Origin of the sequence: Micromonospora sp. NPDC049645 (assembly GCF_040675155.1) — a bacterium.
Lineage (GTDB): Bacteria > Actinomycetota > Actinomycetes > Mycobacteriales > Micromonosporaceae > Micromonospora.
Window position 1 is genome coordinate 511,424 of sequence record NZ_JBFAOI010000003.1, and the last position, 23,259, is coordinate 534,682.

General features: G+C 71.9%; 18 protein-coding genes. 9 read left to right on the plus strand and 9 right to left on the minus strand.

The features are described 5' to 3' along the window. Positions 1-18 precede the first annotated feature (18 nt). From AB0J33_RS10980 to AB0J33_RS11000, 5 genes are all read left to right on the plus strand, one after another. Complete coding sequence (locus tag AB0J33_RS10980; RefSeq protein WP_363612157.1) at positions 19-3,441, plus strand: ATP-binding protein; 3,423 nt, start codon at positions 19-21, stop codon at positions 3,439-3,441. A gap of 1 nt (position 3,442) precedes the next feature. Further along, positions 3,443-5,452 carry an MFS transporter gene (locus AB0J33_RS10985; RefSeq protein WP_363612159.1) on the plus strand — a complete coding sequence of 670 codons (2,010 nt, stop codon included), beginning with the start codon at positions 3,443-3,445 and terminating at the stop codon, positions 5,450-5,452. After that, entirely contained in the window at positions 5,449-6,006 is a 558-nt protein-coding gene (locus AB0J33_RS10990; RefSeq protein ID WP_363612161.1) for a hypothetical protein, read from the plus strand. Before AB0J33_RS10985 ends, AB0J33_RS10990 begins: the two co-directional genes overlap by 4 nt. A 71-nt stretch (positions 6,007-6,077) precedes the next feature. Beyond that, positions 6,078-7,181 carry a M23 family metallopeptidase gene (locus AB0J33_RS10995; protein WP_363612396.1) on the plus strand — a complete coding sequence of 368 codons (1,104 nt, stop codon included), beginning with the start codon at positions 6,078-6,080 and terminating at the stop codon, positions 7,179-7,181. 13 nt (positions 7,182-7,194) lie between these two features. Continuing rightward, positions 7,195-7,794 carry a hypothetical protein gene (locus tag AB0J33_RS11000; protein WP_363612163.1) on the plus strand — a complete coding sequence of 200 codons (600 nt, stop codon included), beginning with the start codon at positions 7,195-7,197 and terminating at the stop codon, positions 7,792-7,794. Positions 7,795-7,797: 3 nt separating this feature from the next. Here AB0J33_RS11000 and AB0J33_RS11005 read toward each other — a convergent pair whose 3' ends face one another. Next, the gene (locus tag AB0J33_RS11005) at positions 7,798-8,229 is read right to left on the minus strand and encodes a hypothetical protein (protein WP_363612165.1); all 432 of its coding nucleotides are present in this window, start codon (positions 8,227-8,229) and stop codon (positions 7,798-7,800) included. Positions 8,230-8,544: 315 nt separating this feature from the next. Here AB0J33_RS11005 and AB0J33_RS11010 point away from each other — a divergent pair, with 315 nt between their 5' ends. Both AB0J33_RS11010 and AB0J33_RS11015 read left to right on the plus strand, forming a co-directional pair. Beyond that, positions 8,545-11,106, plus strand: a complete 2,562-nt coding sequence (locus AB0J33_RS11010; protein ID WP_363612167.1) for an FtsK/SpoIIIE domain-containing protein — start codon at positions 8,545-8,547, stop codon at positions 11,104-11,106. Positions 11,107-11,152: 46 nt separating this feature from the next. Further along, positions 11,153-11,836 carry a hypothetical protein gene (locus AB0J33_RS11015; RefSeq protein WP_363612398.1) on the plus strand — a complete coding sequence of 228 codons (684 nt, stop codon included), beginning with the start codon at positions 11,153-11,155 and terminating at the stop codon, positions 11,834-11,836. A gap of 70 nt (positions 11,837-11,906) precedes the next feature. On the opposite strand, the gene folE is transcribed toward AB0J33_RS11015, so the two are convergent. From folE to AB0J33_RS11035, 4 genes are all read right to left on the minus strand, one after another. Then, positions 11,907-12,572, minus strand: a complete 666-nt coding sequence (gene folE / locus AB0J33_RS11020) for a GTP cyclohydrolase I FolE (RefSeq protein ID WP_091403265.1) — start codon at positions 12,570-12,572, stop codon at positions 11,907-11,909. A gap of 35 nt (positions 12,573-12,607) precedes the next feature. Next, entirely contained in the window at positions 12,608-14,626 is a 2,019-nt protein-coding gene (gene ftsH, locus AB0J33_RS11025; protein ID WP_363612169.1) for an ATP-dependent zinc metalloprotease FtsH, read from the minus strand. Positions 14,627-15,157: 531 nt separating this feature from the next. Next, on the minus strand, positions 15,158-15,733 hold the full coding sequence (gene hpt / locus AB0J33_RS11030; protein WP_363612171.1) for a hypoxanthine phosphoribosyltransferase: 576 nt from the start codon (positions 15,731-15,733) through the stop codon (positions 15,158-15,160). Positions 15,734-15,833: 100 nt separating this feature from the next. Then, positions 15,834-16,022 carry a hypothetical protein gene (locus AB0J33_RS11035; RefSeq protein ID WP_363612417.1) on the minus strand — a complete coding sequence of 63 codons (189 nt, stop codon included), beginning with the start codon at positions 16,020-16,022 and terminating at the stop codon, positions 15,834-15,836. A gap of 99 nt (positions 16,023-16,121) precedes the next feature. On the opposite strand from AB0J33_RS11035, the gene AB0J33_RS11040 reads away from it, so the two are divergent. Next, positions 16,122-17,084: a helix-turn-helix domain-containing protein gene (locus AB0J33_RS11040; protein WP_363612173.1), complete on the plus strand. Its 963-nt coding sequence runs from the start codon at positions 16,122-16,124 to the stop codon at positions 17,082-17,084. 28 nt (positions 17,085-17,112) lie between these two features. Here AB0J33_RS11040 and tilS read toward each other — a convergent pair whose 3' ends face one another. From tilS to dacB, 3 genes are all read right to left on the minus strand, one after another. After that, positions 17,113-18,105, minus strand: coding sequence for a tRNA lysidine(34) synthetase TilS (gene tilS / locus AB0J33_RS11045; protein WP_363612175.1), 993 nt, complete (start codon positions 18,103-18,105; stop codon positions 17,113-17,115). A gap of 10 nt (positions 18,106-18,115) precedes the next feature. Then, on the minus strand, positions 18,116-19,186 hold the full coding sequence (locus AB0J33_RS11050; RefSeq protein WP_363612177.1) for a zinc-dependent metalloprotease: 1,071 nt from the start codon (positions 19,184-19,186) through the stop codon (positions 18,116-18,118). Positions 19,187-19,278: 92 nt separating this feature from the next. Then, positions 19,279-20,685 carry a D-alanyl-D-alanine carboxypeptidase/D-alanyl-D-alanine-endopeptidase gene (gene dacB / locus AB0J33_RS11055; RefSeq protein ID WP_363612400.1) on the minus strand — a complete coding sequence of 469 codons (1,407 nt, stop codon included), beginning with the start codon at positions 20,683-20,685 and terminating at the stop codon, positions 19,279-19,281. A gap of 599 nt (positions 20,686-21,284) precedes the next feature. Between dacB and AB0J33_RS11060 the strand changes: the two genes are divergently transcribed. After that, positions 21,285-21,791 carry an inorganic diphosphatase gene (locus AB0J33_RS11060; RefSeq protein WP_109816465.1) on the plus strand — a complete coding sequence of 169 codons (507 nt, stop codon included), beginning with the start codon at positions 21,285-21,287 and terminating at the stop codon, positions 21,789-21,791. Between the two features lie 31 nt (positions 21,792-21,822). On the opposite strand, the gene eccD is transcribed toward AB0J33_RS11060, so the two are convergent. Further along, positions 21,823-23,226 carry a type VII secretion integral membrane protein EccD gene (gene eccD / locus AB0J33_RS11065; RefSeq protein WP_363612179.1) on the minus strand — a complete coding sequence of 468 codons (1,404 nt, stop codon included), beginning with the start codon at positions 23,224-23,226 and terminating at the stop codon, positions 21,823-21,825. Positions 23,227-23,259: the final 33 nt, after the last annotated feature.

A 23,259-nucleotide genomic window follows, 5' to 3' on the forward strand; every position in this document is an offset into this window, starting at 1 on the left:
AGTCGCCGAGGCGGTCGCATGAGCCGCTCCTCCACGCCGGGCTCCCCGGCCGGCCGCCCCGGTGCGCCGACCGGTCACCGTGCGCACTCGTTCGACTACACCGAGGACGAGGACGAAGTCGCCCTCGACCCCGCGCTGGTGACCTCGCCCGGCCACGGTGCCGTCGGCGTCTTCCAGGCGCCCCGGCCGGTTCCCCGCCGCACTCCACCCGCCGAGCCCACCGCGGTGTCGGCCGGTGAGAACGCCGACATCGACTCCCCCTTCCTGGACCTGTTCGGCGGGGCGCGGCCCGGCTCGGCGCGAGCCGTCACGGCTGGCCCGGGCACGCGGGAGCAACCGGCGATTCCGCATCAGCCGCCACCCACCGCCAGCTCGGCGCCGGCTCGCGAGCTGGAGCCACCGTGGACACCCGCTGACAATCCCGGCAGCGGCGGGCGGCCCGTCGAGCCACGGCACGGCGGCGGGCACCCGCCCAGCGAGTCCCGAGTGCCGCATCAGGCCGGCGATCGACGGCCCCTGCACCGTCCGCCGGACGGGTCCGATCCGACCGCCGACCGTGGGTCGCCGGCGGTGGTCCCCGGTCCCGCTGGTCGACCGGCCAGCACCCTGCCGAACGGCCGCCCCACGGCCCGACCCGCGGCTCAAGCGGCCCAGCCGACGCCTCAAGAGGCCCGACCGGCGGCTCAAGCGGCTCGGCCGGCGGCTTCGCCGGAGCAGCCGGCCATCGCGGCCGCCGATCGGCCGGCTCTGGAGCGCACGGCCCGCCGGGCCACCGACCCGGGTCGACCCGCCGGGAAGGAGGTCGCCCCGCCCCGACAGCGCGCCGCGGGCCGACCGGACCGACCCGTCAAACCCACCCGGGTACGCGCTCCGAAGATCAAATTCGGGGATCGGGATCCGTCTGTCGAGTTGGCCATCACCGAGATCGCCGGCCACCTGACCTTCACTCCGAACACCGTCACCGCCTGGTACTGGCTGCCCGAGGTCCGCTGGGCGTTCCGGCCGGACGCCGAACGTGAGGCGCTGCTGTCGGCGATCTCCGAGCAGTACGCCGGCCTGGCCGGCTTCCGACTGCACCTGCGCCGCACCACCCGGCCGTTCCCCGCCGACGAGTGGGCGCGCACCATCGACACGCACACGTCGGCACCCCTGCCCGACGTACCCGGCACCACCGGCTGGGCCGACCACCTGGTCGCCGCCCAACGACACCTGATGGCGGTCAACCACGCCGAGGGGCAGACGTACCTGGGCGTCACCTTCGCCCGCCGGTCCCTCGGCGACTCCCTCACCGAGCGGCTGCTGCGCACCTTCGGGCGGGGCACCGCCGACGGCGAACGCCGCAAGCTGGGCCGCACCGTCGAACAGTTCGACGAGGTGCTCGGCGCGTTCGGCATGCGCGGTCGACGGGTCACCGCCCAGGAGTTGGAGTGGCTGCTCTACCGCTCGGTGGCGCTGTGCATGTCGCCGCCGAGCACCCTCTCCCCCGTCACGGACGGGCGCTGGGAGCGCGGTGACCTGCTCGCCATGACCGAGCAGGTCGAGCGCTACCGCACCCCGTACGGCTCGACCGTCAAGCTGGTCAACCGGATGACGGGCGAGGAACGGCACGTGGCCGTGCTCGCCGTCGGCCGGATGGAGCCACTGGAGATCCCGGAACGGCACGAGCCCTGGCTGCACTTCCACGAGCGGCTGCCCTGGCCGATGGAAATCTCGACTCGCGTCGACATCCTCGGCTCCGGTGACTCGTTCCGTAATCTCGAACACCGGCTGCGGATGATCCGCTCGCAACAGCTCGACTACGCCGAGCACGGCATCGACGCGCCCCCGGAGCTGGAACGACTTGCCAAGCGCGCCCTGGTGATCGGCGACGAGATGACCACCGGCCTGCCGGTCGACTCGGCCCGTGCGCACGGTTGGCACCGGATCGCGGTCGGCGGCCGGACCAGGGAGGAGTGCCTGGAGCGGGCCCGCCGGCTGATCCAGCTCTACTCCCGGGAGCTGCGCATCTCGCTGCAGCACCCGAAGAACCAGGACTGGCTGGCCCGCGAGTTCATCCCCGGCGAACCGATCGCCAACACCGGCTACGTCCGACGGATGCCGGTGCCGTTGCTCGCCGCCGCGCTCCCCCAGGCCGCGTCGAACGTGGGCGACCGGCGGGGCGACCTGATCGGCCGGACCGCCGGCACCTGCCGCCGCCCGGTCTTCCTCGACCTGCACTTTCCCATGGAGGTCCGGGAACGCTCCGGGCTCGCGGTCTTCGTCGCCGAACCAGGCGGTGGTAAGTCCACCCTGCTCGGCGCCCTGGGCTACCTGGCCGCCCGGCGAGGTGTCCAGGTGACCCTGCTCGACCCGTCCGGGCCGCTGGCCCGACTGTGCGCGATGCCCGAGCTGCGGCCGTACTCCCGGGTGTTGAACCTGACCGGCTCGGAGCACGGCACCCTGGCGCCCTACTCGCTCATCCCGACGCCACTGCGCAGCGAGTTCGGCACCGGGGCCGCCGGCGACCGGGAGTTCGAGATCGCGGTCTCCAACGCTCGGGCCGAGCGGCGGATGCTGGTCCAGGACATCTGCATGATGCTCGTTCCGCCGCAGGTGGCCAGGGAGGCGTCGACCGCCACCCTGTTCCGGCACGCCGTCCGCCAGGTTCCCGCCGAGGAGACCTCCACCCTGGACGACGTGGTGAGCTGCCTCGGGCGGCTCGACGACGATGCCGGCAAGGAACTGGCCAACCTCCTGCTGGACACCGCCGAGATGCCCCTGGCCATGCTCTTCTTCGGCCGACCGCCGGAGGGCCTGCTCGGTGCCGACGCGGCACTCACCGTGATCACCATGGCCGGCCTGCGGTTGCCCGACCTCAAGATCGAACGAGAGTACTGGTCAGCCGAGGAGGCACTGGCCCTGCCGATGCTGCACACCGCGCACCGGCTCGCCGTCCGCCGCTGCTACGGCGGCTCGATGTCGTCCCGCAAACTCGTCGGCCTCGACGAGGCACACTTCATGGAGGGCTGGCGGTCCGGGCGCTCCTTCCTGGTCCGGCTCGCCCGCGACTCCCGCAAGTGGAACCTGGCCGCGCTGGTCGCCTCGCAGAACCCCCGCGACATCCTCGGCCTCGACGTGCAGAACCTCGTCTCCACCGTCTTCGTCGGCCGCATCGCCGAGGACGCCGAGATCGCCTCCGAGGCGCTGCGGCTGCTGCGGGTGCCCGTCAACGACGGGTACGAGGCAACGCTCGCCTCGCTCTCCGCCGCCGACACCAGCTCGGCCTCCCGCCTCGGCTTCCGTGAGTTCGTGATGCGCGACGTCGACGGCCGGGTGCAGAAGGTTCGAGTCGACGTCTCGTACGTCGAAGGACTGCTGGACCACCTCGACACGACGCCCGCCGCGATCGCCGCGGCGGCCGGAGTGCTGCCGAGCATCCCCCTGCCGGATCTGGAGGCGTGACATGGCTAGGGCCTGGGTCAGGGTCCTCGGTCAAGCCGAGGCGAAGTGCCGTGACCCACGCCCCGGGGCCCGGGCCAGGATCGTGTCGTTCCTGCTCGCCCTCGGCGTACTGGCCGGAGCCAGCCTCACCTGGCCGCTGATCGGCGCGGAGGCCGCGGCCGCCGCACCGCCCGCAGCCGCCCAGGCCCGCGCCGACCTATGCACGACCGCCGAATGGCAAGCCGACTTCCGCGCCTGCGTCGCGAAACTCCAAGCGATCAGCGAGGACGAGGTCAAGTGTCGTAACGCGCCAACCCCCGGCGCGCCGGACTCCGGGCTCGCCGGCTGGTTCGCGGCCGCACCACCAACGGACGCGGCGAATGGAATAGCTGGTCGTTACAGCCTCTATGGCTACGGGGGCTACAGCTACAACACCTACGACATCGACGGCGGCTGCGCCTCGAGTGTGCTACATCCGGACTACAAGTTCACCACAACCGTCGCCAATGGCGAGTTCATGGCTGCCACAGCAATCATCGGTGCGTCGAACGCACTCAGAGAGCGCGCCTGGGATCCCGGTTCGATGTGGGGTTGGGCGGACCCACTGGTCGAGCAGGCGACCAAGGCCGTGTACCAAAAGGTATTCAGCGTATTCGGCATCGTCACCCTTTGTGTGGTGGGACTCTACCTACTCTGGCGATCTCGGCAGTCAGACATGAGCAACGCGATGACGACCGCAGGCTGGGCGCTGCTGGTGATGGTTGCGGTAACCGCGATTGCAGCCTGGCCGGTGAAGTCGGCCAATATTGCCGACGGTGCACTCGTCACGAGCCTCGGGGTAGTGCACGACGCCGTTGGACCGCAGGCGAAGGAACCGGACCCAGGACGTTGCATCGATCCCAGCCGTTGCAAAGATCTTCGAACTCCTGCTGTCCGGGCCAGCGATACCGCTACCGAGACAATGCTCTACCGGAACTGGCTCCGGGGCGTTCTCGGCTCGGCCGACAGCGAGACCGCGCTCAAGTACGGCCCCGCACTTTACGATGCGAAATCTCTAACGTGGGGCGAAGCCAAATCTATGCGCGCCAGCTCGGCCGCCCGAACTGCGACAATAAAGGCTAAGCAGCAACAGTGGGCACGGGTTGCGCAGCAAATTGAGGCCGAGGATCCAGAGGCGTACGAGTACCTCCAGGGTGTGCGGGATATGGACCGGGTCGGCGCAGGCTTCATCGCCGTGCTCGCGGCCGTACTCTTCGCGATGTTCGACCTAACCGCGTCGCTGCTGGTCTTGCTGGGCTTCCTGATCTTCCGGTGGGCGGTGATTGCGGCACCCATCCTCGGTACCATCGGTCTACTCCGGCCGGCTAGCGCTGGTCTGCGGCGGTTGGCAAACGCCGTCGTTGCCGCATTGTTCAACATCGCCATTTTCGGCACCGGGGCGGCCATCTATCTGTTTGCCGTCGACTTGATCATGAGCACTCCCACCATGCCGGGTTGGCTTCAGGTGGTGCTGGTCTGGCTCTGTGGGGTGGTCGGATGGCTACTGCTGCGGCCGTACCGGCGGATCACTCAACTTGGCGGCAAGGACAGCAGCGAGGCGGTCAGCTCGGCCGGGTCCTGGCACCGCCGGTTCTTCCGCGACATGCGGACGGCCGCGCGGCTGGACGTGGCGGAGCCTGGGGGGACGGCTGAGCCCGTGGGCGGGCGCCGACGGTCACCCGACGCGGAGCAGACCCGGCTACGGCCGGAGGCGAGGCGAGAGGACCCGGCGCCGGTGCCCACCGCTGTGGCCGAGGACCGGCGTGCAGAGGCGGTGCGCCCCGACGGTCGGGAGCGGCCCGACGAGGCGCCGGCGGAGGAACGCAGTGGCCGGGGACGCCCGGTCGCACCGCAGCCTCGGCGTCGGCAGCCGGCGACCTGGACCGAGCCGGACGTGCCTGCGGAAAATCCGTCGTTTGTGGTCTACCGGCCCGGCTCCACCGATCGTGCACCGGATCGCACCGGACCCCGGGTGCGCTCAGAGGCACGGTGACGGTGATGCGACGGGCACTGGAGTTTCTCTTCACCCGGGCCCTGCGGTCCCGGCTGGGTATCGCGCTGGTGATCGGGGTGGTGGTCGTCGGCGTGCTCGGGGCAGCCCGCCTGATCTCCAACCCGGCGGGTTCAGCCGATGGGTTGAGCAGCCGGCCGGATGGGCCGATCATCACCGTGGATCCGACGGCCGGCGACGACGGTCTGCTCAACAGCGCAACTCCGCCGTCACCCGTGACGTCGCCCGGCGCCCGCACGCCCGAGCAGACCGCCGACCGCTTCGCCGCAGCCTGGCTCGGTCGTCCCGGGATGACCACCGAAGAGTGGCAGGCCGGCCTACGGCCGCTCTCCACGCCAGCGCTGAGAGAGAAGTTGACCGGCGCCGAGCCTGGGAGTGTGCCCGCCGAGAAGGTCACCGGGCCGCCAACCATGCGGGAGCGGACCGAGACGTTCGTCGAGCTGCTGCTGCCCCTTGATTCTGGCCAGCTCCGGCTGGAGTTGGTCACCTCCGACAGTGGTTGGCTGGTCGACGTTCTGGACTGGGAGCGGCCGTGAACGACGTTGGTAACGCCGGAGCCCGCCGCCGGCCCCTCCGGCTCGGTGTGATCGCCGCATTGCTCACCGGGATGCTGCTCCTGCTCTGTTGCGCCGGCGGCACCGCCGCCTTCTTCCTCACCGGGCTAGGTGGCGACGACGCCGAGAACGGGGACGCCCTGGCAGGCTTGGAGTGCGGCCCGGTCCGGCCGGTCAATATCGCCGGCAAGCTACCGCGGTTCACCGAGTACGGCGACAGCCAGGTTCGCAACGCCGCGATCATCATCAAGGTCGGCCAGGACATGGGCGTGCCCTCGCGGGGCTGGGTGATCGCGCTCGCCACCGCGATGCAGGAGTCTGCCCTGCGTAACCTGGCGAACAGCGGCGTGCCCGAGTCCCTCGCCCTGCCGCACGAGGGCGTCGGCGCGGACCACGACTCGTTGGGCCTGTTCCAGCAGCGGCCGGGGTGGGGTTCGGTTCCCGAGCGGTTGACCCCCGCGTACGCGGCCCGCAAGTTCTACGAGAAGCTCGTCAAGGTGGGAAGTTGGCAGCGCCGACCGCTGACCACGGTCGCGCAGCGGGTGCAGATCAGCGCCTACCCCGACGCGTACGCCAAACACGAGGAACTGGCCAGCCGCCTCGTGGACGCGCTGGCCGGTGGCGCGGCCCGCACTGTCGAAATCGACGGCAAAGCGGTGTGCAACGCGGCCGAGCGGGGCCAGATCGCCGCCTCCGGCTGGACCGCACCGATCCCTGGCAATGTCGGCTCCGGTTTCCGCACAGCCAGCCGACCCGGCCACGACGGCGTCGACATCGGCGCGGCCAAGGGCACCGAGATCCGTGCGGCAGCGGCGGGTCGGGTGTTGGTGGCCACCTGCGACGAGGACTATCGCGGCCGGCAGGACTGCGACGTGGACGGATTCCCTGGCAAGAAGGGCTGTGGCTGGTTCGTCGACCTGCTGCACGCCCGCGGCAACATCACTCGGTACTGCCACATGGTAGTCAAGCCCTTCGTCGAGGAAGGTCAGATGGTGGCGGCCGGCGAGGTGATCGGCAAGGTAGGCAGCAGCGGCAACTCCTCCGGCCCGCACCTGCACTTCGAGGTGCATTTGCGCAACGACCGCCACGCGTCTGGCGCGGTGAACCCGGTCCCGTTCATGCGCCAGCGGGGTGCCCCGCTGCGCGCCGCGGAGTGAGGCCACCACCGGCATGACCGGACCGATGCCCGACCCGTTCGCCGACCAGCCCGACTGGGCACCGCAGCCCCCTCGACCGCTGGCCATCGTTCCCGCAACTGAGCGGGTGGAGTTGCGCGGCCGACGGGTACTGGTCGGGCTGCCGGGGCTCGGCTGGCGCGGCGACCTACGCGCGGACGACCGGGTGGTGCAGAGCGCCCGGACCTACGTGCCGGTGATCCCCGAGCACGAGTGGTACCGGGCCGAAGCCGACCAGGTCGAGGTGTTCGCGCCGCTGGTGCCGGTGGAGCGGGTCTGGGTGGAAACCGTCGGCAGCCGACCAGGATTGGACGGTCCCCGGGAAACCGGCATCCGGCTGGTCTCACTGGACGGCCCGGCGCACCGCACCCCCACACCGGTCTTCGAGGCGGACGCCGTCACCGGTCGGCGGGTGGTGCACGTCGAGGGCGGCGTGGAGCACCGTGACCTTCGAGCGGTCACCGAGACCTACTCCGGAGCCGAGGGGGACATCTGCGTCCGCATCACCCCCGAAGTGGAGTGGTACCGGTGGGCCTGGCGTGGGCAATCGCCCACCACCCTGGAGGTCCCGGTTCACCTGCTCTGGATTGAATGAGAATCAGCTGACTTGAGAGCCGGAGCAGACGCGCCAGCCGTCCCTGTCTTCCACATCGAATCGCCACCTGTCGGCCAAGCTCTGATGGATCCCGTCAATTGTGGCGCTTCGCCGGACAACAGCGGTCACAACTGCGTCGGAAGCGGATTCGGAAACGGCAACATCTTCGATATTGATCGAAAACGAGACGCCCAATTCTTGCTCTCGCGCGACTACCTCTGCAGCAAACTTATCGACCGAAGCGACCGCGCCATCGCAGGTAAACAGCTTTGCTCGGTTCGCGTCCCGCGAGACGAGTGCCGCCTGAAGGTAGTTGATCACAACCACGTCGGGTGTGCTGCGATCCGGTGCTGCCGCGCGGTTGTACCACACGTAGGCAGTCGCGACCCCGCCAAGACAGAGCAGCGCGAGCACTCCGGCGACGACCGTGAGCACCGTCCGCATCCGACGGCGGGGCGGCTGCGGTGCCGGCGTTGCCGGGGCGGGCGGCAGTTGCTCGGACGGGGTCCGTTGGGCCGGTACGCGGGAGACCTGGGAACCGGCGGGGGGCTGCACTGATTCCACCTCCTGACGTTATCGGCTGGACGCTCCGGAGCCAATGCCTCAGATCCAGCGGATCGTGACGGACCCCTCCCCACCGGTGAGATCCACGACAACACCGGCGCAGCGCCGACGCACCTCCCGGAGGAGTGCCCTCGGCTGGGATACCGTCTCTGCTCGGGGAGGGGTTGCCAGCCTCGGGTAGAGGGGGTGGACGCGGTGGCCGGTCCGAATGCTCGCACGAACCGCGCCGCAGCCCTGCACCGTCGGGCGGCGGCCGTCGCAACGGCAGCCGCTGGGATCCTGGACGAGACGCGACCGGCGCCGGCCGATCAACGCCGTCAGTACGAGGTGGCCGACCGGCTGCGGACGGCAGCGGCGTTGCTGGCGCCGGGTTGGTCGGGCGCGGCACTGGACTCGCTCACTGTGGACTCTCCGGCGGGTGATGCTCCCCCGCCGTTCGTCCGGGTCGGCACTGCCGCGCCGTTGGACGACGCACGCTTCCCCGCATTGGTGCCGCTTGTCGGCACCGGTCACCTCAGCGTGGACGCCGACGCACGGGAGCCACGGGTGGCGGGGTTGCTCCGGGCCGTACTCCTGCGGTTGTTGGGTGCGGCACCGGCGGGCGCGCTGCTGATTCGCGCGGTGGATGCCACCGGGGCTGCGCTGACGCCGTTCGGGGCGCTGGCGGACGCGGGCCTGCTGTCGCCGCCCGCGGTGGACGTGGCGGGTCTGCGCGCGGTGCTGACCGAGGCGGAGCAGTGGGTCACGCCGGGGGCGAGTGGGCGGCGCCGTCACGATCGCACCCTGTTGCTGGTGGTGGCCGCGCTGCCGGAGTCGACCGGGCCGAGCGATCTGGCCCGCATCGAGACGTTGGCCGAGCAGGGGCCGGCCGCGGGGCTGCACCTGGTGGTGGCGGGTTGGCCTCCCGCCGGCCCGTACTCGGCTCGGGCACCGCTGCCGCGTACGACGCCGCTGGCACTGCGGAACGCGTACGCGCTGCTCGGCGACCCGCCTGGGGCGTCGTTCGCCGGTCCGGGCGCCGATCCGCCGGGGGGTTTGAACTCGCCGGTCTTCGTCGAGTCGGATCCACCGGCAGAGTTGGTCGACGCGGTCTGTCGACGGCTCGCCGAGCAGGTGGAGGCGGGTTCCCGGTTGGCGTTGGGGGCTCTGCTGCCGCCGACGGGTGAGCGGCTGTGGGAGTCGGATTCCGCGGACGGGCTGACCACCACCGTCGGTGATGCCGGCGGTCGGTCGGTGTCGCTGGGCTTCACCGAGCTGACCCCGCACTGGCTGGTGAGTGGCCGGTCCGCGGCGGGGCGTGCGGCGTTCCTGACCACCGCGCTGCTCGGCCTGGCCGCCCGGTACGGCCCGGACGATCTGGCGTTCTACCTGGCGGATCTCGGTGCCGGCGAGTCCTTCGTGGAGTTTCTGCAGACCGAGCGGGACCGGTCGTGGATTCCACAGGTACGCGCGGCCGCGATGGCCGCCGACCGGGAGTACGTCCGGGACCTGCTCGACGAGTTGACGGCCGAGGTTCAGCGCCGGACGGAGGCGGGTTCCCGGGCCGGCGGGCAACGCTTCGCGGAGCTGCGTCAGCACCAGCCGCTGCCGAGGATTGTCTGCGTGTTGGACAATGTGCCGTTGATCTTCGCGGAGCGGGACCGGCTCGCCGCCGAGGTGGCCGCCCAGTTGGACGGGCTGGCCCGGGCCGGTCGGGCGTACGGCGTGCACCTGGTGTTGGCGGGCGCGGGCGAGTTGGGGTTGAGTACGCGCGCCGATGCCGGTCACCGGGATTCGGTGCTGGGGCAGTTTCCGGTTCGGGTGGCGCTGCCCGGTGGCAGTCCGGTGCTGGAGCCGACGAACGATTCGGCGGCCGGTCTGCCGGTGGGCAGCGCCGTGGTGAACACGGCCGGCGGGCTCGGCGGTCCTCGGGGTGCGATCCGGGGTCACGAGCGGTTGATCCGTCACCCTGATCCGCAGGACCACCCGGAGGTGGTGGAGGAGCTGCGGCACGAGTTGTGGGCGGCCCGGCCGGCCGGGTCGGTGCCGCCGGTGGTCTTCGCCGGTTACGCCCGACCGCTGCTGGGCAACGATCCGCGGTACCGGGCGGCCTTGGCGGGGCAGGCGCACGGGCCGGCCGCGCTGCTGGGCCGTGCGGTGGACGTGGCCCGCTCGACGGTCGCCGTACCGTTGGGGCCGGCGGCCGGGCGCAACCTCGCGGTGCTGGGTTCGGGCACGGTGGCGGGTGGGCTGTTGGCGACGGCGGCCCGGAGCGCGTCGGCGCACCACGCGCCGGGCACCGCCCGCTTCCTGGTGGCGGCACCGGATCCGGGCTCCCGGGCGCTGGCTGAGGCGTTGACGGCCGAGTTGGCGACCCGGCATTCGGCCGAGTTGGTGGAGCTGCCGTCGCTGCTCGCGGACGCGGTCGACGACCTGCCGACGTACCTGGTGGTCTTCGGGTTGGACCGGCCGGGTGCTCGGGATCTGCCGGTGGAGCGGCTGAGGTCGCTTCTGCGGGACGGCCCCCCGGCGGGGAGGCATCTGTTGGGCTGGTGGCGTGCGGTGCCGCCGTTCGCCGCGCTGTTCGAGCCGGCGGGTGAGGTCGACAAGTTGGTCGCGGTGGCCGTGTTGGACGTGCCGGTCGCGCAGCTCACCGCGGTCTTCGGTCGGCCGGTGGAGTGGCAGGCGCGGCCCGACCGGGCGGTGCTCTGGGACGGTCCGGGCGAGCGGGGCACCGTCCTGGTGCCGTTCGCCGACGAGGCCGGCTGATCGGGTGGCGCGCGTGGGGGGTGTCGAGGTGGATCCGAACGCGACGGTGACCGGGCCGGGGCGGCAGCGGGACGCCACGTCGGCAGTGGCCGAGCCGGGCGCGGCCTGGGCGGAGTATCTGGCCGCGGCCCGTCAGCTGGATGGGGTACGCCGTGGCGCGGCTGCCGCCGCTGGTGAGCAGGCCCGGTCGGCGGAGGCCGCCCGGGAGGAGTTGACGGTGGTCCGCACCGGGTTGGCGAGTCAGCAGGACCGGCTGCGGGAGTTGGGCGTACCGGCGATCTCGCTGGTGCCGTCGCCGCCGGAGCTGACCGAGGCGGCCCGGTCGATGGCGGGCGGCCCGGCGGCCGTGTTGGCGGCGCTGCGGGCCGCGCGGGGTCGGGCCGAGGCGGCGGACGCGGCGCTGGCCGCGCGCCGTCGGCTCCGGCCGGGGTCGTGGCCCGCACGAGCGCGCAACCTGCTGGTGTACGGGCCGTTCGCGCTGTTGGTGCCGCTGATCCAGCTCGCGGTGTATGCGGCGACGGGGGTGGGGCCGGCCACCGTGGCGGCGCTTATCTGTGGGCTGCCGATGCCGGCGGTCGCGTTCGTCGCCGGTTGGATCGGCATCGGGCGGCTGTTCCGGGTGGCCCCGAGCGAGCGGCTGGACCGCACGGTGCGCTTCGGCGCGTTGGTGTGTCTGGTGCCGGCGGTGCTGGCCACGGCGGGTCTGCTGCTGGCTCTGCTCGCTGGCTGACCAGTCCCCGGGAACGCGTCGGCCGGCCGTTCCCCGGTGGGGTGTCGGCCGGCCGTGGTGCGTCGGGGGGTCAGCGGGGGATGATCAACGCCATCGCCTCGGCCCGCGACTTGGAGTCGGATTGCAGGATGCCGCGTACGGCTGACGTGATGGTCTTGGCACCGGATTTCTGGATGCCGCGCATCGCCATGCACATGTGCTCGCACTCCAGCACGACGACGACCCCGCGTGGTGCCAGTTTGCTCATCAGCAGGTCGGCGACCTGCGAGGTGAGCCGTTCCTGGACCTGCGGTCGACGGGCGAAGACCTCGACCAGTCGGGCCAACTTGGACAGGCCGGTGATCCGCCCGTCCGGGCCGGGGATGTAGCCGATGTGCGCGCTGCCCCGGAACGGCAGCAGGTGGTGCTCACAGAGGCTCATCACGTCGATGTCCCGGACGATGACCAGCTCTTCGTGGTTGGCCTCGAAGGTGGTGCTGAGCACCTGGGCCGGGTCGACCCGCAGGCCGGCGAAGAGCTCGGCGTACGCGCGGGCGACGCGGGCCGGGGTCTGCTGAAGTCCGTCGCGGTCCGGGTCCTCGCCGACCGCGATCAGGATCTCCCGGACGGCCTTCTCGATCCGGCCGAGGTCGACCGCGTCTTCGACCGGGCGGCCGGTCAGCTTGCCGCTGATCAGCCGCGCCGCCACGTAGTCGAGCTCGTCGTCGCCGTCGGGTTCGGTCGCGGAGACGGCCAGCTCCCGGTGGGGGGAGCTGGCCGTCGGGTCGTTGCTCAGTGCGTACCGTCCGAGTTGTTGGACGGTGCCCCACCGCCGACCGCCGCCTGCGCGCCGTCGGCCTGGGCCTGCGCCTTGAGCTTGTCCTTCTCCGCGGGGGTGAGCACGGGCGGCTCGGTGGAGGGCTGGCGCTTGCCGAAGCCGTTGTACGGCGCCAGCGGCGGGCGCTTGACCACCCGGGAGCAGATCCGTGCCATGTCGGCCGTGGAGAGGGTCTCCTTCTCCATCAGCTCGAGCACGATGTTGTCCAGGACGTCCCGGTATTCCACCAGGATCTCCCATGCCTCGTCGTGCGCCAGCTCGACAAGTGCCCGCATCTCGCCGTCGATCTCGGCGGCCACCGAGTCCGAGTAGTCCCGCTCGTGGCCCATGTTGCGGCCGAGGAACGGCTCGTCCCCGCTGGTGCCGTACTTGATCGCGCCGAGCTTGGAGCTCATGCCGTACTGCGTGATCATCGCGCGGGCCAGTTGGGTGGCCTTCTCGATGTCGTTGCCGGCACCGGTGGTGGGCTCGTGGAAGACCAGTTCCTCAGCGGCGCGACCGCCCAGCGCGTACGCCAGGGTGTCGATCATTTCGGCGCGGGTCTGGGTGTACTTGTCTTCGGTCGGGAGCACCAGGGTGTGGCCCAGCGAGCGGCCACGGGACAGGATCGTCACCTTGTGCACCGGCGCGGCGTGCGGCAGCGCCCAGGCGACCAGCGCGTGCCCACCCTCGTGGTACGCGGTGATCTTCTTTTCCTGGTCGCTCATCACGCGGGTCCGTCGCTGCGGACCTGCGATCACCCGGTCGATCGACTCTTCCAGCGAGTCGTTGGAGATCGCCCGCTGATCCTTACGGGCGGTGAGCAGGGCCGACTCGTTGATCACGTTGGCCAGGTCGGCGCCGCTGAAGCCCGGGGTACGCCGTGCCACCGAGTCGAGGTCGACGTCGGGGGTGAACGGCTTGCCCTTGGCGTGCACCCGCAGGATGGCCTTGCGGCCCTCCATGTCGGGGGCGTCCACCGGGATCTGCCGGTCGAACCGGCCCGGACGCAGCAGCGCCGGGTCGAGGATGTCCGGCCGGTTGGTGGCGGCGATCAGGATGACCCCGCCCTTGGTGTCGAAGCCGTCCATCTCGACGAGCAGCTGGTTGAGCGTCTGCTCGCGCTCGTCGTGGCCGCCGCCCATGCCGGCGCCGCGGTGTCGACCGACGGCGTCGATCTCGTCGACGAAGACGATCGCCGGGGCGTTCGTCTTGGCCTGCTCGAACAGGTCACGGACCCGGCTGGCGCCGACGCCGACGAACATCTCGACGAAGTCGGAGCCGGAGATGGAGTAGAAGGGCACCCCGGCCTCGCCGGCGACCGCGCGGGCCAGCAGCGTCTTGCCGGTGCCGGGCGGGCCGAACAGCAGCACGCCCTTCGGGATCTTGGCACCCAGGGCCTGGTACTTCGCCGGGTTCTGCAGGAAGTCCTTGATCTCGTGCAGCTCCTCGACGGCCTCCTCGGCACCCGCGACGTCCGCGAAGGTCGTCTTCGGAGTGTCCTTGGTGATCATCTTGGCCTTGGACTTGCCGAAGTTGAGCACCCGGGAGCCGCCGCCCTGCATCTGCGACATGAAGAACAGCAGCAGAAGCACGAGCAGCGCGATCGGCAGCAGGTTGACCAGCAGGCTTACCCAGATGCTGTCCGAGGAGACCTTGGCGTCGGCCGGGCCGGTGACGCGGTTGGCCGCCTTGGCATCCAGCACCTCGTTCCAGATCTGGTCGCCAGCCTGGTACGGGAACTGAGCCTCGATCTTGTTGGTCTCGGTCTTGCCGAACTTCGTCTTCTGGGCGAGATCCAGCTGGAGCGTCTGCTCCTTGTCCTGGAAGACGACTTTATTGATCTTGGCGGTGTGCAGCTGATCGAGCGCAACGGAAGTGTCCACGCGGTGGTAGCTGGGACCAGCGGTGAACAGCTGACTGAGCACAACGGCGCCGAGGATGACCAGGATGATCCAGACCACCGGTCGGCGGAAGAAACGCGTACGTTCCATACTGTTGTCGAGCGCCGGGGCGCCCGCATCCTCCTGATCGACGTCCTGACCGTCTGATGGTGTCGCCGCGGTGAGCGGCGGCCGGAGCCGCCGTGCGGGCCGGCCTCGACCCCGAGGCGCGAAAACTGCCGCGCCGCGGTCATTCGACGGTACACCGTGTACGCGAGGAGTGAGCTTGCGAGCCCCGCAGTCGTGCACCTTCAAAAGACCATGTACGCCAGCAGCGGGCCTGCGAGCCCTCCGCACCCGGCGCGCCTTCGACATCGACGGCACGCACCGTGGGCAGGCCCACCAGCCCCGCAACCAACGTACGGCGGGTCCGGGTAGAGACCGGCGTGGCGGGGAGTCCGGCTCGGCCACCTGAACGCCCGGTCACGCGATCGAGGGGGTCGAGCCCGGAGTAACCTCCCGGCCACCGTGCTCCACGGTAACCGCATCACCTGAGAGCGCGCTGAACGTCGGCTTGATGAATGCCGATGCGAGTCGACCTCGCGGCGCTGCTCGGGGCACCCCGAGGGGGCGGGGCCCGCGTCAGGAGCGGGCGTACACCTCGGGCTTGAGCACCCCGACGTAGGGCAGCTCCCGGTAGCGCTCACCGAAGTCGAGGCCGTACCCGACCACGAACTCGGTGGGGATGTCGAAGCCGACGTACTTCACCGGGACCGGCACCTTCACCGCGTCCGGCTTGCGGAACAGGGCGACCACCTCGACGCTCGCCGCCGAGCGTGACTCCAGGTAGCGCAGCAGCCAGGAGAGCGTGAGCCCGGAGTCGACGATGTCCTCGACGACGACCACGTGCCGCCCGGCGATGTCCCGGTCCAGGTCCTTGAGGATGCGGACGACCCCGGAGGAGGTCGTGCCCTGCCCGTAGGACGAGATGGCCATGAAGTCGAGCTCCGCCGGGGGGCCGTTACGGCCCAGCGCCCGGGCGAAGTCCGCCATGAACATCACCGCGCCCTTGAGTACGCACACCAGCAGCAGCCCGTCGCTCACGTGGGCGTAGTCGGCGGAGACCTGCTTGGCCAGCTCCGCCGTCTTCTCGCGGATCTGCGCCTCAGAAATGATCACGTGGTCGATGTCGGCGTCGTACCAGGAGCCGTCAGCCATGACTCCTAGCCTGCCGTACGTCGGATGGCCTCCGTCGGCGGGGCCGCACCTTTTGGCGCGGTCCCGCCGAGGATTTTCCGCGCAAATCACGCTAACCACGTCAGTTGGTGCGTGACCGCCAGCGGCGACCGTCGTCGCTGGGCTTCCAGTCGGCCGAATCGTGGCTGTCGGCGGTGAGGCCGGCCGCCGAGGCGGCGACGAGCAAGACGAGGAACAGGAGGAAGAGCAGGAACTCCATGGCGGCGCTCGCTTTCGCATGGTTGCTGTCGTTTTCGCCGCCGGTGCGCACCGGACTGAGACCAGTCTGCGGCCACTCGGAGCGCCGGGACAGTGGCAGAAATGCCATTGCTCATCGATTTTCTGCCACCTGTCGGGTTACCCTCGTCACATGCTGCGGTCAGTTGCCGTCCTCGCCCTCGACCAGGTCGCCCCCTTCGAGCTCGGCGTCCTCGCCGAGGTGTTCGGCACCGACCGGACAGCCGACGGTTTTCCCGCCTACCGCTTCCAGGTGTGCAGCCCGGACGGCGCTCCCGTGCGTACCTCGTCCGGCTTCCACCTGACCCCCCACGCGGACCTCGGCCCGGTCGACGAGGCCGACCTGGTGGCCATCCCCGCGCACAGCCAGGGCACCACCGTCCCCGGCCCGGTGCTCGACGCGCTACGCCGGGCCGACGCCCGCGGCGCGCACCTGTTCAGCGTCTGCTCCGGGGCCTTCCTGCTCGGCGAGGCCGGGCTGCTCGACGACCGGGAGTGCACGACCCACTGGCGGTACGTGGACGAACTGCAACGCCGGCACCCGCGCGCCCGGGTGCGCTGCAACTCGCTGTACGTCCAGGACGGCCGGCTGCTCACCAGTGCCGGTACGGCGGCCGGCATCGACGCGTGCCTGCACCTGATCCGCCAGGAGCACGGCTCCGCCACCGCGACCCGGCTGGCCCGCCGGATGGTGGTCCCACCGCACCGCGACGGCGGCCAGTCCCAGTACGTCGAGGCGCCCATCCCGAAGGCGCCCGAGGCGACCACCCTCGAACCGGTGCTGGAGTGGCTGATGGGTCACCTGGACCGGACGATCACCGTGGAGGAGTTGGCCGCCCGCGCCGGCATGGCACCCCGTACCTTCGCCCGCCGGTTCCGCGCCGAGACCGGGACCACCCCGCACGACTGGCTCACCAACCAGCGGGTGCTGCTCGCCCGGCGGCTGCTCGAGGAGACCCCGTTGAGCGTGGAGGCGGTCGCCGACCAGTCCGGCTTCGGTGACGCGGCGGCGCTGCGCCACCACTTCAGCCGCCGGGTGGGCGCCACCCCGCACAGCTACCGGACCACCTTTCGGGACCGGGCGCACAGCGACTGACCGGGCGCACAGCGACTGATCGGAAGCCTCAGTCGGGGACGACCGGGGCCAACCGGTCGGCGTGGCGAAGCACCCGGAGACCGCCCGGCAGGTCGGCCGGGCCCTGACCACGCCACCGGAGGACCAGGGCGTCCAGCGCGGCGACGTGCCGGTACGACAGGGCACCCGGCACGGCACCCAGTTCACGAGCCCACGCGTGCAGCACCCGGCCGCGTACCGCGGGGGCCAGGCCGGCCAACTCCGGCACCGAGAGTCCACCCGCCGGGTGCCGGGCCGCGGCCAACGCCGTCGCCGCCAACTCGTCGAGCGCGGCGTTGTCGGCGGCCACCAGTTGGGCGGTACGCGCGAGGTTGTCCAACACGCCCGGTCCGAGGGCCCGCACCAGCGCCGGAAGCAGGTCGGCGCGCACCCTCGACCGGGCGTACGACGGGTCGGTGTTGTGCGGGTCCTGCCAGGGGCTCAGCCCGAGCACCGCGCACGCGGCGCGCGTCTGGTCCCGGCTGATCTCCAACAGCGGGCGCAGCAGCGGCACCCCGCCCAGATCCCGTCGGGCGGGCATCCCGGCCAGTCCTCGTGGACCGGCGCCCCGGGCGAGTGCGAGCAGCACCGTCTCCGCCTGGTCGTCGCGGGTGTGCCCGGTGAGCACCGCGACCGCGTTCTGCCGCCGGGCGACCTCGGTCAACGCCTGGTAGCGGGCCTCGCGCGCGGCCGCCTCCGGCCCGCCGGGACGCCCGGCCACCTCCACCCGAGCCACCGTCGCCGACGCGAACCCGACCTCCCGCCCCCAGCTGGCCACACCCTCGGCCCGCTCCGTAGAGCCGTCCTGCAAGCCGTGGTCGACGGTGACGAGCCCCGTGGCGCGGCCCAGCCGAGGCGCCACGAACGCGGTGGCCGCCGCGAGCGCCAGCGAGTCGGCACCACCGGAGCAGGCGACCAGTACCGGACCGCCGGACGGCAGACCGGCCAGCGCGCGGCGGACCGCCACCCGGATCGCGGCCACCGGCGGGGCGAGCGCGGCCACCGGCGGGTGATCAGCCAGCGGCCGGGAAGGTGCCGGCCGGGCCGTGCACCCGGGCGACCCAGGCATCCGGGTCACCCAGCTCGGACAGCCGGGGCAGCGTCAGCGGCGAGTTGAAGATCGAGTTGAACCCGTCCATGCCGACCCGTTCCACCACACCGTGCACGAACTTGCGACCCTCGGCGTACTGGCGCATCTTGACGTCCACCCCGAGCAGCCGGCGGATCGCCTTCTCCAGCGGGTTGCCCGCCTCCCGGCGACGGTTGAACGACGCCCGGATCCGCTCCACGCTCGGGATCACCTGCGGGCCGACGCCGTCCATCACGAACTCGGCGTGCCCCTCGAGCAGGGTCATCAACGCGGTCAGCCGGTCCAGTACGGCGCGCTGCGCCGGCGTCTGCACGATGTCCAGCACGCTGGTGCGGCTCTCCGGGTCACGAACCGCCTCGGACAACGTGGCCACCCCTCGCCGCAGCCGCTCGACCAGGTGTTCACCGCCGCTGGACGAGGCGTCCACGAACGCCTGCACCTCGCTGAGGAAGTAGGCCCGCATCCACGGCACGGCCGTGAACTGGGTGCGGTGGGTCACCTCGTGCAGACACACCCAGAGCCGGAAGTCCCGCGGGTCGGCGCCGAGCTTGCGCTCCACCTCGACGATGTTCGGGGCGACCAGCAGCAGCTGGCCGGGATCAGCCGAGAAGACCTCGTACTGGCCGAGCACCCGACCGGAGAGGTAGGCCAGCACCGTGCCGGCCTGCACCCCGGTCAGCCGGGACCCGATCGCCTCGGTCAACGCGCCCGGCTGCTTGTCGCCGGAGAGCCGGCTCATCAGCGGTGTGATCACCTCGCGGAGCCCGGCGATGTTGGTCGCGGCCCAGTCGCGGCGGTCGACCACCCGGACCGGCGGATGCGACACCTGCGCCCGCAGCCCGGTGTAGTCGGCCACGTGCCCGGCCGCCTCGTCGGTCAGCCGGCGCAGGTCGCCGACCACGTCGGTGGCTTCGGCGTACGACACCCGGGGGCCCGACTTGCTCAACGCCCCCGCCGTGGCGGCGGCCAGATCCCAGTCCACGAACTGCGCCATGGACCCACCGTACCCGCGCCGCGACACCCCGGCCCGGGCTCGCGCCCTCGATCGACACCGATGGCGCCCGCGTCACCCCGGAGCGGCGACGGTCAGCGGCAGCCGCAGCCGGCCAGCGCGGCGGTGATCCGGTCCAGTGCCGGTTGGGCGGTCTCGGTGCCACCCGGCACCTTGTCGGTGAGTACCGCGAAGGTCAGCAGCCGACCGTCGGCGGTGGTGACCAGACCCGCGATGGAGTGCACGCCGGTCAGTGTGCCGGTCTTGGCCCGGACGCTGCCCGCACCCGCGGCGGTGCCGGGGGCGCTGCGGTAGCGCCCGTTCAGGGTCCCCGACCAACCGCCCACCGGCAGACCACCGAAGACGCCGGCCAACTCCGGATGGTCCGGGCTGGCGGCCAACCGGACCAGGTCGGTCAGCAGCGACGGGCTGATCCGGTTGCTGCGGGACAGACCGCTGCCGTCGGAGAGGGTGATCTCGTCGGCCGGCAGGCCCAACTCCGCCACCTCGGCGTCCATCGCGGCGGCGCCCCCGTCGAACGAGGCCGGCTGGTTACCGGCCAACGCGACCTGACGGGCCAGCGCCTCAGCCACCAGGTTGTCGCTCTCGCTGATCATGACGTCGACCAGCCGGATCAGCGGCGGAGACTGCACCACGCCCAGTTCGGTGCCGGGTGCCGGGTTGGCGCCGGCCGCGGCCTGGGCCGGCGCCGTGCCACGCTTCACGGCGTCGGTCGGCAGACCGAGCAACCGGGCGAACGCCTTGCCGGCCGCCAGGTCCGGCTCGGCGAACCGAGGTGCGGACCCGTGTTCCACGCCCGGGTCGACACGCGCGCCGTCGGTCATCAACGCGGTCACCGCACCGCCCGACCCGCCGGTGGGGATGTCGTCGTCCCAGCCCGGGCCGTAGACCGGGCCGGAGTAGAGCGAGCCGTCCACGGTGACGCTCGTCGGCGCGGTGCCGCCCAGCGCGGTACGCACCTGGGCGGCGAGATCGTCGAGGCGCGCCGCACCCGGGTAGTAGCTCTTCTTGTCGATCGCGAGCGTCGGGTCGCCGCCACCGACGATCACCACCTCGCCGGCCTTCGTACCGGCCACCGCACGGGTGGGAATCCGGTAGCCGGGCCCCCGGGCGGCCAGCACGGTCACCGCGGTCGCCAGCTTGGTCACCGATGCGGGGACGGTGCCGTCGTCCGCCCCCTTGGCGAACAGCGTCTGGCCGGTGATCACGTCGGCGACCGAGACGTTCACCCGGTCACCCAGGGCGGCGGCGCCGACCAGCGGGTCGAGGGCGGCACGAACCCCGTCCGGGGTGGGCACCGGGGCGTTCGAATCCGGGCCGGCCAGCACGTCCGACGGGGCGGGGTCCGGGGTCATGCCAGCCGCGTTCGGCCCGGACCCGGCGTCGTCGCCCAGCCATCCGGCGACCGGGCCGGGACGGGTGACCACGACTCCGACGCTGACGAGCACCAGCAGCAGCACGGCGGCGAGCACCACCGGCAGCCGCTTCCGGCGGGGCGGCGTGGCGGGTACGGGTGCGGGTACGGGTGCGGCGCCGGCGGGCGCCGGCAACGCGGAGATCGGCGGACCCAGCGGGGGGACCCCACCCGGACCGGAGGTGGCCGGCCCGGACGACGGGCTGATCGGCGCGGGGCTGACCGGAACCGTGGCGTTGCCGCGCGGTGGGCCGCTCACCGGCCGGTCGCCGCCCGCTACCGGAAAGTGACCGGTGTTCGGGGGTGTGGGTGATGCCGGACCCGCCGGCGGGCGCCAGGGCAGCGGCGGGGGCCGCTCGGGCACCGTTTCGGGAGTCGGAGTCGATGGTTCGGGGGCGCGTGGAAGGTGCGCCTCGGGCACCGGGACCCGCCCCTTGGCACTGCCGGAGCCGGAACGTCCGGTACCGTGCGCGGAGCCCCCGTCCGGGCGGTAGTGTGAATCTTCCCTCCCCACGACCCCCTCCTCCCCCAGCGAAAAACGGCTTGGGTGACACTACTTCGGTCCGAAGACTATGCGGCGGCCGGAGTCGGCGGGTGGGCATTCACCTGTCCGGGGGGCCGCCAGTGGTTCCGTTAGCCAGCGTGGGCAGACGAGGGAGCGTGCAGATGGATTTCGACGTGACGGTTGAGATCCCCAAGGGTCACCGGAACAAGTACGAGGTGGACCACAAGACCGGCCGGATCCGGTTGGACCGCACCCTCTTCACCTCCACCCAGTACCCGGCCGACTACGGGTTCATCGAGGGCACGCTGGGCGAGGACGGCGACCCGCTGGACGCGCTCGTGCTGGTTCCCGAGCCGACCTTCCCGGGCTGCCTGATCCGCTGCCGCACCATCGGCATGTTCCGGATGACCGACGAGAAGGGCGGGGACGACAAGGTCCTCTGCGTGCCCTACGAGGACCCCCGCCAGGAGCACCTGCGCGACATCCACCACCTGGGCGAGTTCGACCGCCTGGAGATCCAGCACTTCTTCGAGGTGTACAAGGACCTGGAGCCCGGCAAGTCGGTGGAGGGCGCGACCTGGGTCGGCCGCACCGAGGCCGAGGCCGAGATCCACGCCTCCTACCAGCGGGCCAGGGACGCCGAGGCGCGCGGCGAATCCGCCCACTGACGACAGCTGACGCACCGGGCCCGAGGGTCGCTCAACCGAGCAGCCCTCGGGCCCGGTCGTACAGGTCGAGCACCGCGCAGGCGATCGGCACCACGGCGACCACCAGGGCCGTGTCGGTGAGGTCCGCGACCCTGCCGAGGTACGGCGAGACCGGTCGGCGGGCGTACCCGGTGCCGCTGGCGACGGCCACCAGGGCCAGCGCCGCCCCGCCGAGGACCAGCACCAACCGCCCGGCCTCGTCGGCCCGGCCGACCAGCGCGGCGCCCAGCACCGCGTAGCCGGCCAGCCCGGCGAGCACCGTCGGCACCCGGTGTCGCACCGCCACGAACAACCGCGACCGCAGCAGCAGCACGGCCGAGGTGACCGCCACCAGCACCCGACCGGCCGTTCCACCGGCGACCGCGAGTACGACGGCCGTGGCCACCGCCAGCAGGGCGTGGCCGATCAGCATTCCGGTGAGCATCTCCTCGGTACGGATCACCGCGGCGTGCACCTGGCTGCGGTCCGGCAGATCGCGGGCCCGCTCCGGCTGCTCCACCGGGGTCGAGGGCGGCAGGGTGATCGGCGGCAGGGGTAGCTTGCCCAGCCGGATGGCCAGCAGCGGGATCACGCCGACGGCGAAGACCAGTGCGCTGAGCAGCACCGCCGCCGTACCGGCCGTGGTCATCACCAGCCCACCGAGCGCGGCCCCGGCGCCGATCAGGCCGGTCGTCACCCCGCCCACGAAGACCCGTAGTCGGCTGGCCACCCCGAGCAGACCGATCAACGCCACCAGCAGCAGCGCGACCGAGCCGGCCAGTAGTTCGGGGGCACCCACCCAGCGGGCCGGCCCGACCGGCCCGACCGGATCGCCGGAGCCGACCGCGAGGGCGCCGGCCGTGAACGCGTAGGGCAGCGCGTAGCCGCCGAGCGTCGCCCCGGCGGCGCCGTCGCCGTTGGCGCGGGAGGCCACCGTGCCCGCCACGGTGAGCACCAGCGCCACCGCGGCGGCAGCCAACCAGCCGGCCCGGTGCGTCGGACCGCCGGCGAGCAGCGCGGCCAGTCCGACCGTGAGCGGCACGGCGGCACCGCCCAGGCCGGCGACCCGGGTGGCGGTGGGCGACCAGGCGCCGCCACGGCGGCGAGCACCGTCGGCGATCGCCTCGATGACGTCGTCGTACTCCAGCTCGGGCCAGTGCGCGCGGGCCGGCACGAGGTGCAGCACCTCGCCGTCGCGGACGCCCTGCGGCAGCAGCGCCTGTGCCGTCACCAGCAGCGCGCCGTCGGTGCGGCGGAGCACCCAACCGCCGTGCTGCTCGCCGTCGTCGGCCAGCCCGACGCCGGCGTGCCGGAGCACGTCGGGCAGCAGCTCGGCCAGGGGCACCTGCTCCGGCAGGGCGACGTCCACCCGTCGTTGCGGCGCGCTGATGGTGACGCGTGCCAGCCCGGTAGTCATCGACTGGTCTCCATATCGAGGGGGATCGGAGGC

Excerpts from the sequence above, each read along its gene's own strand:
- AB0J33_RS10980 (WP_363612157.1), top strand. The coding sequence starts at position 19 with ATGAGCCGCTCCTCCACGCCGGGCTCCCCGGCCGGCCGCCCCGGTGCG.
- AB0J33_RS11040 (WP_363612173.1), top strand. The coding sequence starts at position 16,122 with ATGCTGCGGTCAGTTGCCGTCCTCGCCCTCGACCAGGTCGCCCCCTTC.
- AB0J33_RS11060 (WP_109816465.1), top strand. The coding sequence starts at position 21,285 with ATGGATTTCGACGTGACGGTTGAGATCCCCAAGGGTCACCGGAACAAG.
- AB0J33_RS10985 (WP_363612159.1), top strand. The coding sequence starts at position 3,443 with ATGGCTAGGGCCTGGGTCAGGGTCCTCGGTCAAGCCGAGGCGAAGTGC.
- AB0J33_RS11000 (WP_363612163.1), top strand. The coding sequence starts at position 7,195 with ATGACCGGACCGATGCCCGACCCGTTCGCCGACCAGCCCGACTGGGCA.
- AB0J33_RS10995 (WP_363612396.1), top strand. The coding sequence starts at position 6,078 with ATGCTGCTCCTGCTCTGTTGCGCCGGCGGCACCGCCGCCTTCTTCCTC.
- AB0J33_RS11050 (WP_363612177.1), bottom strand. The coding sequence starts at position 19,186 with ATGGCGCAGTTCGTGGACTGGGATCTGGCCGCCGCCACGGCGGGGGCG.
- ftsH (WP_363612169.1), bottom strand. The coding sequence starts at position 14,626 with ATGGAACGTACGCGTTTCTTCCGCCGACCGGTGGTCTGGATCATCCTG.
- eccD (WP_363612179.1), bottom strand. The coding sequence starts at position 23,226 with ATGACTACCGGGCTGGCACGCGTCACCATCAGCGCGCCGCAACGACGG.
- hpt (WP_363612171.1), bottom strand. The coding sequence starts at position 15,733 with ATGGCTGACGGCTCCTGGTACGACGCCGACATCGACCACGTGATCATT.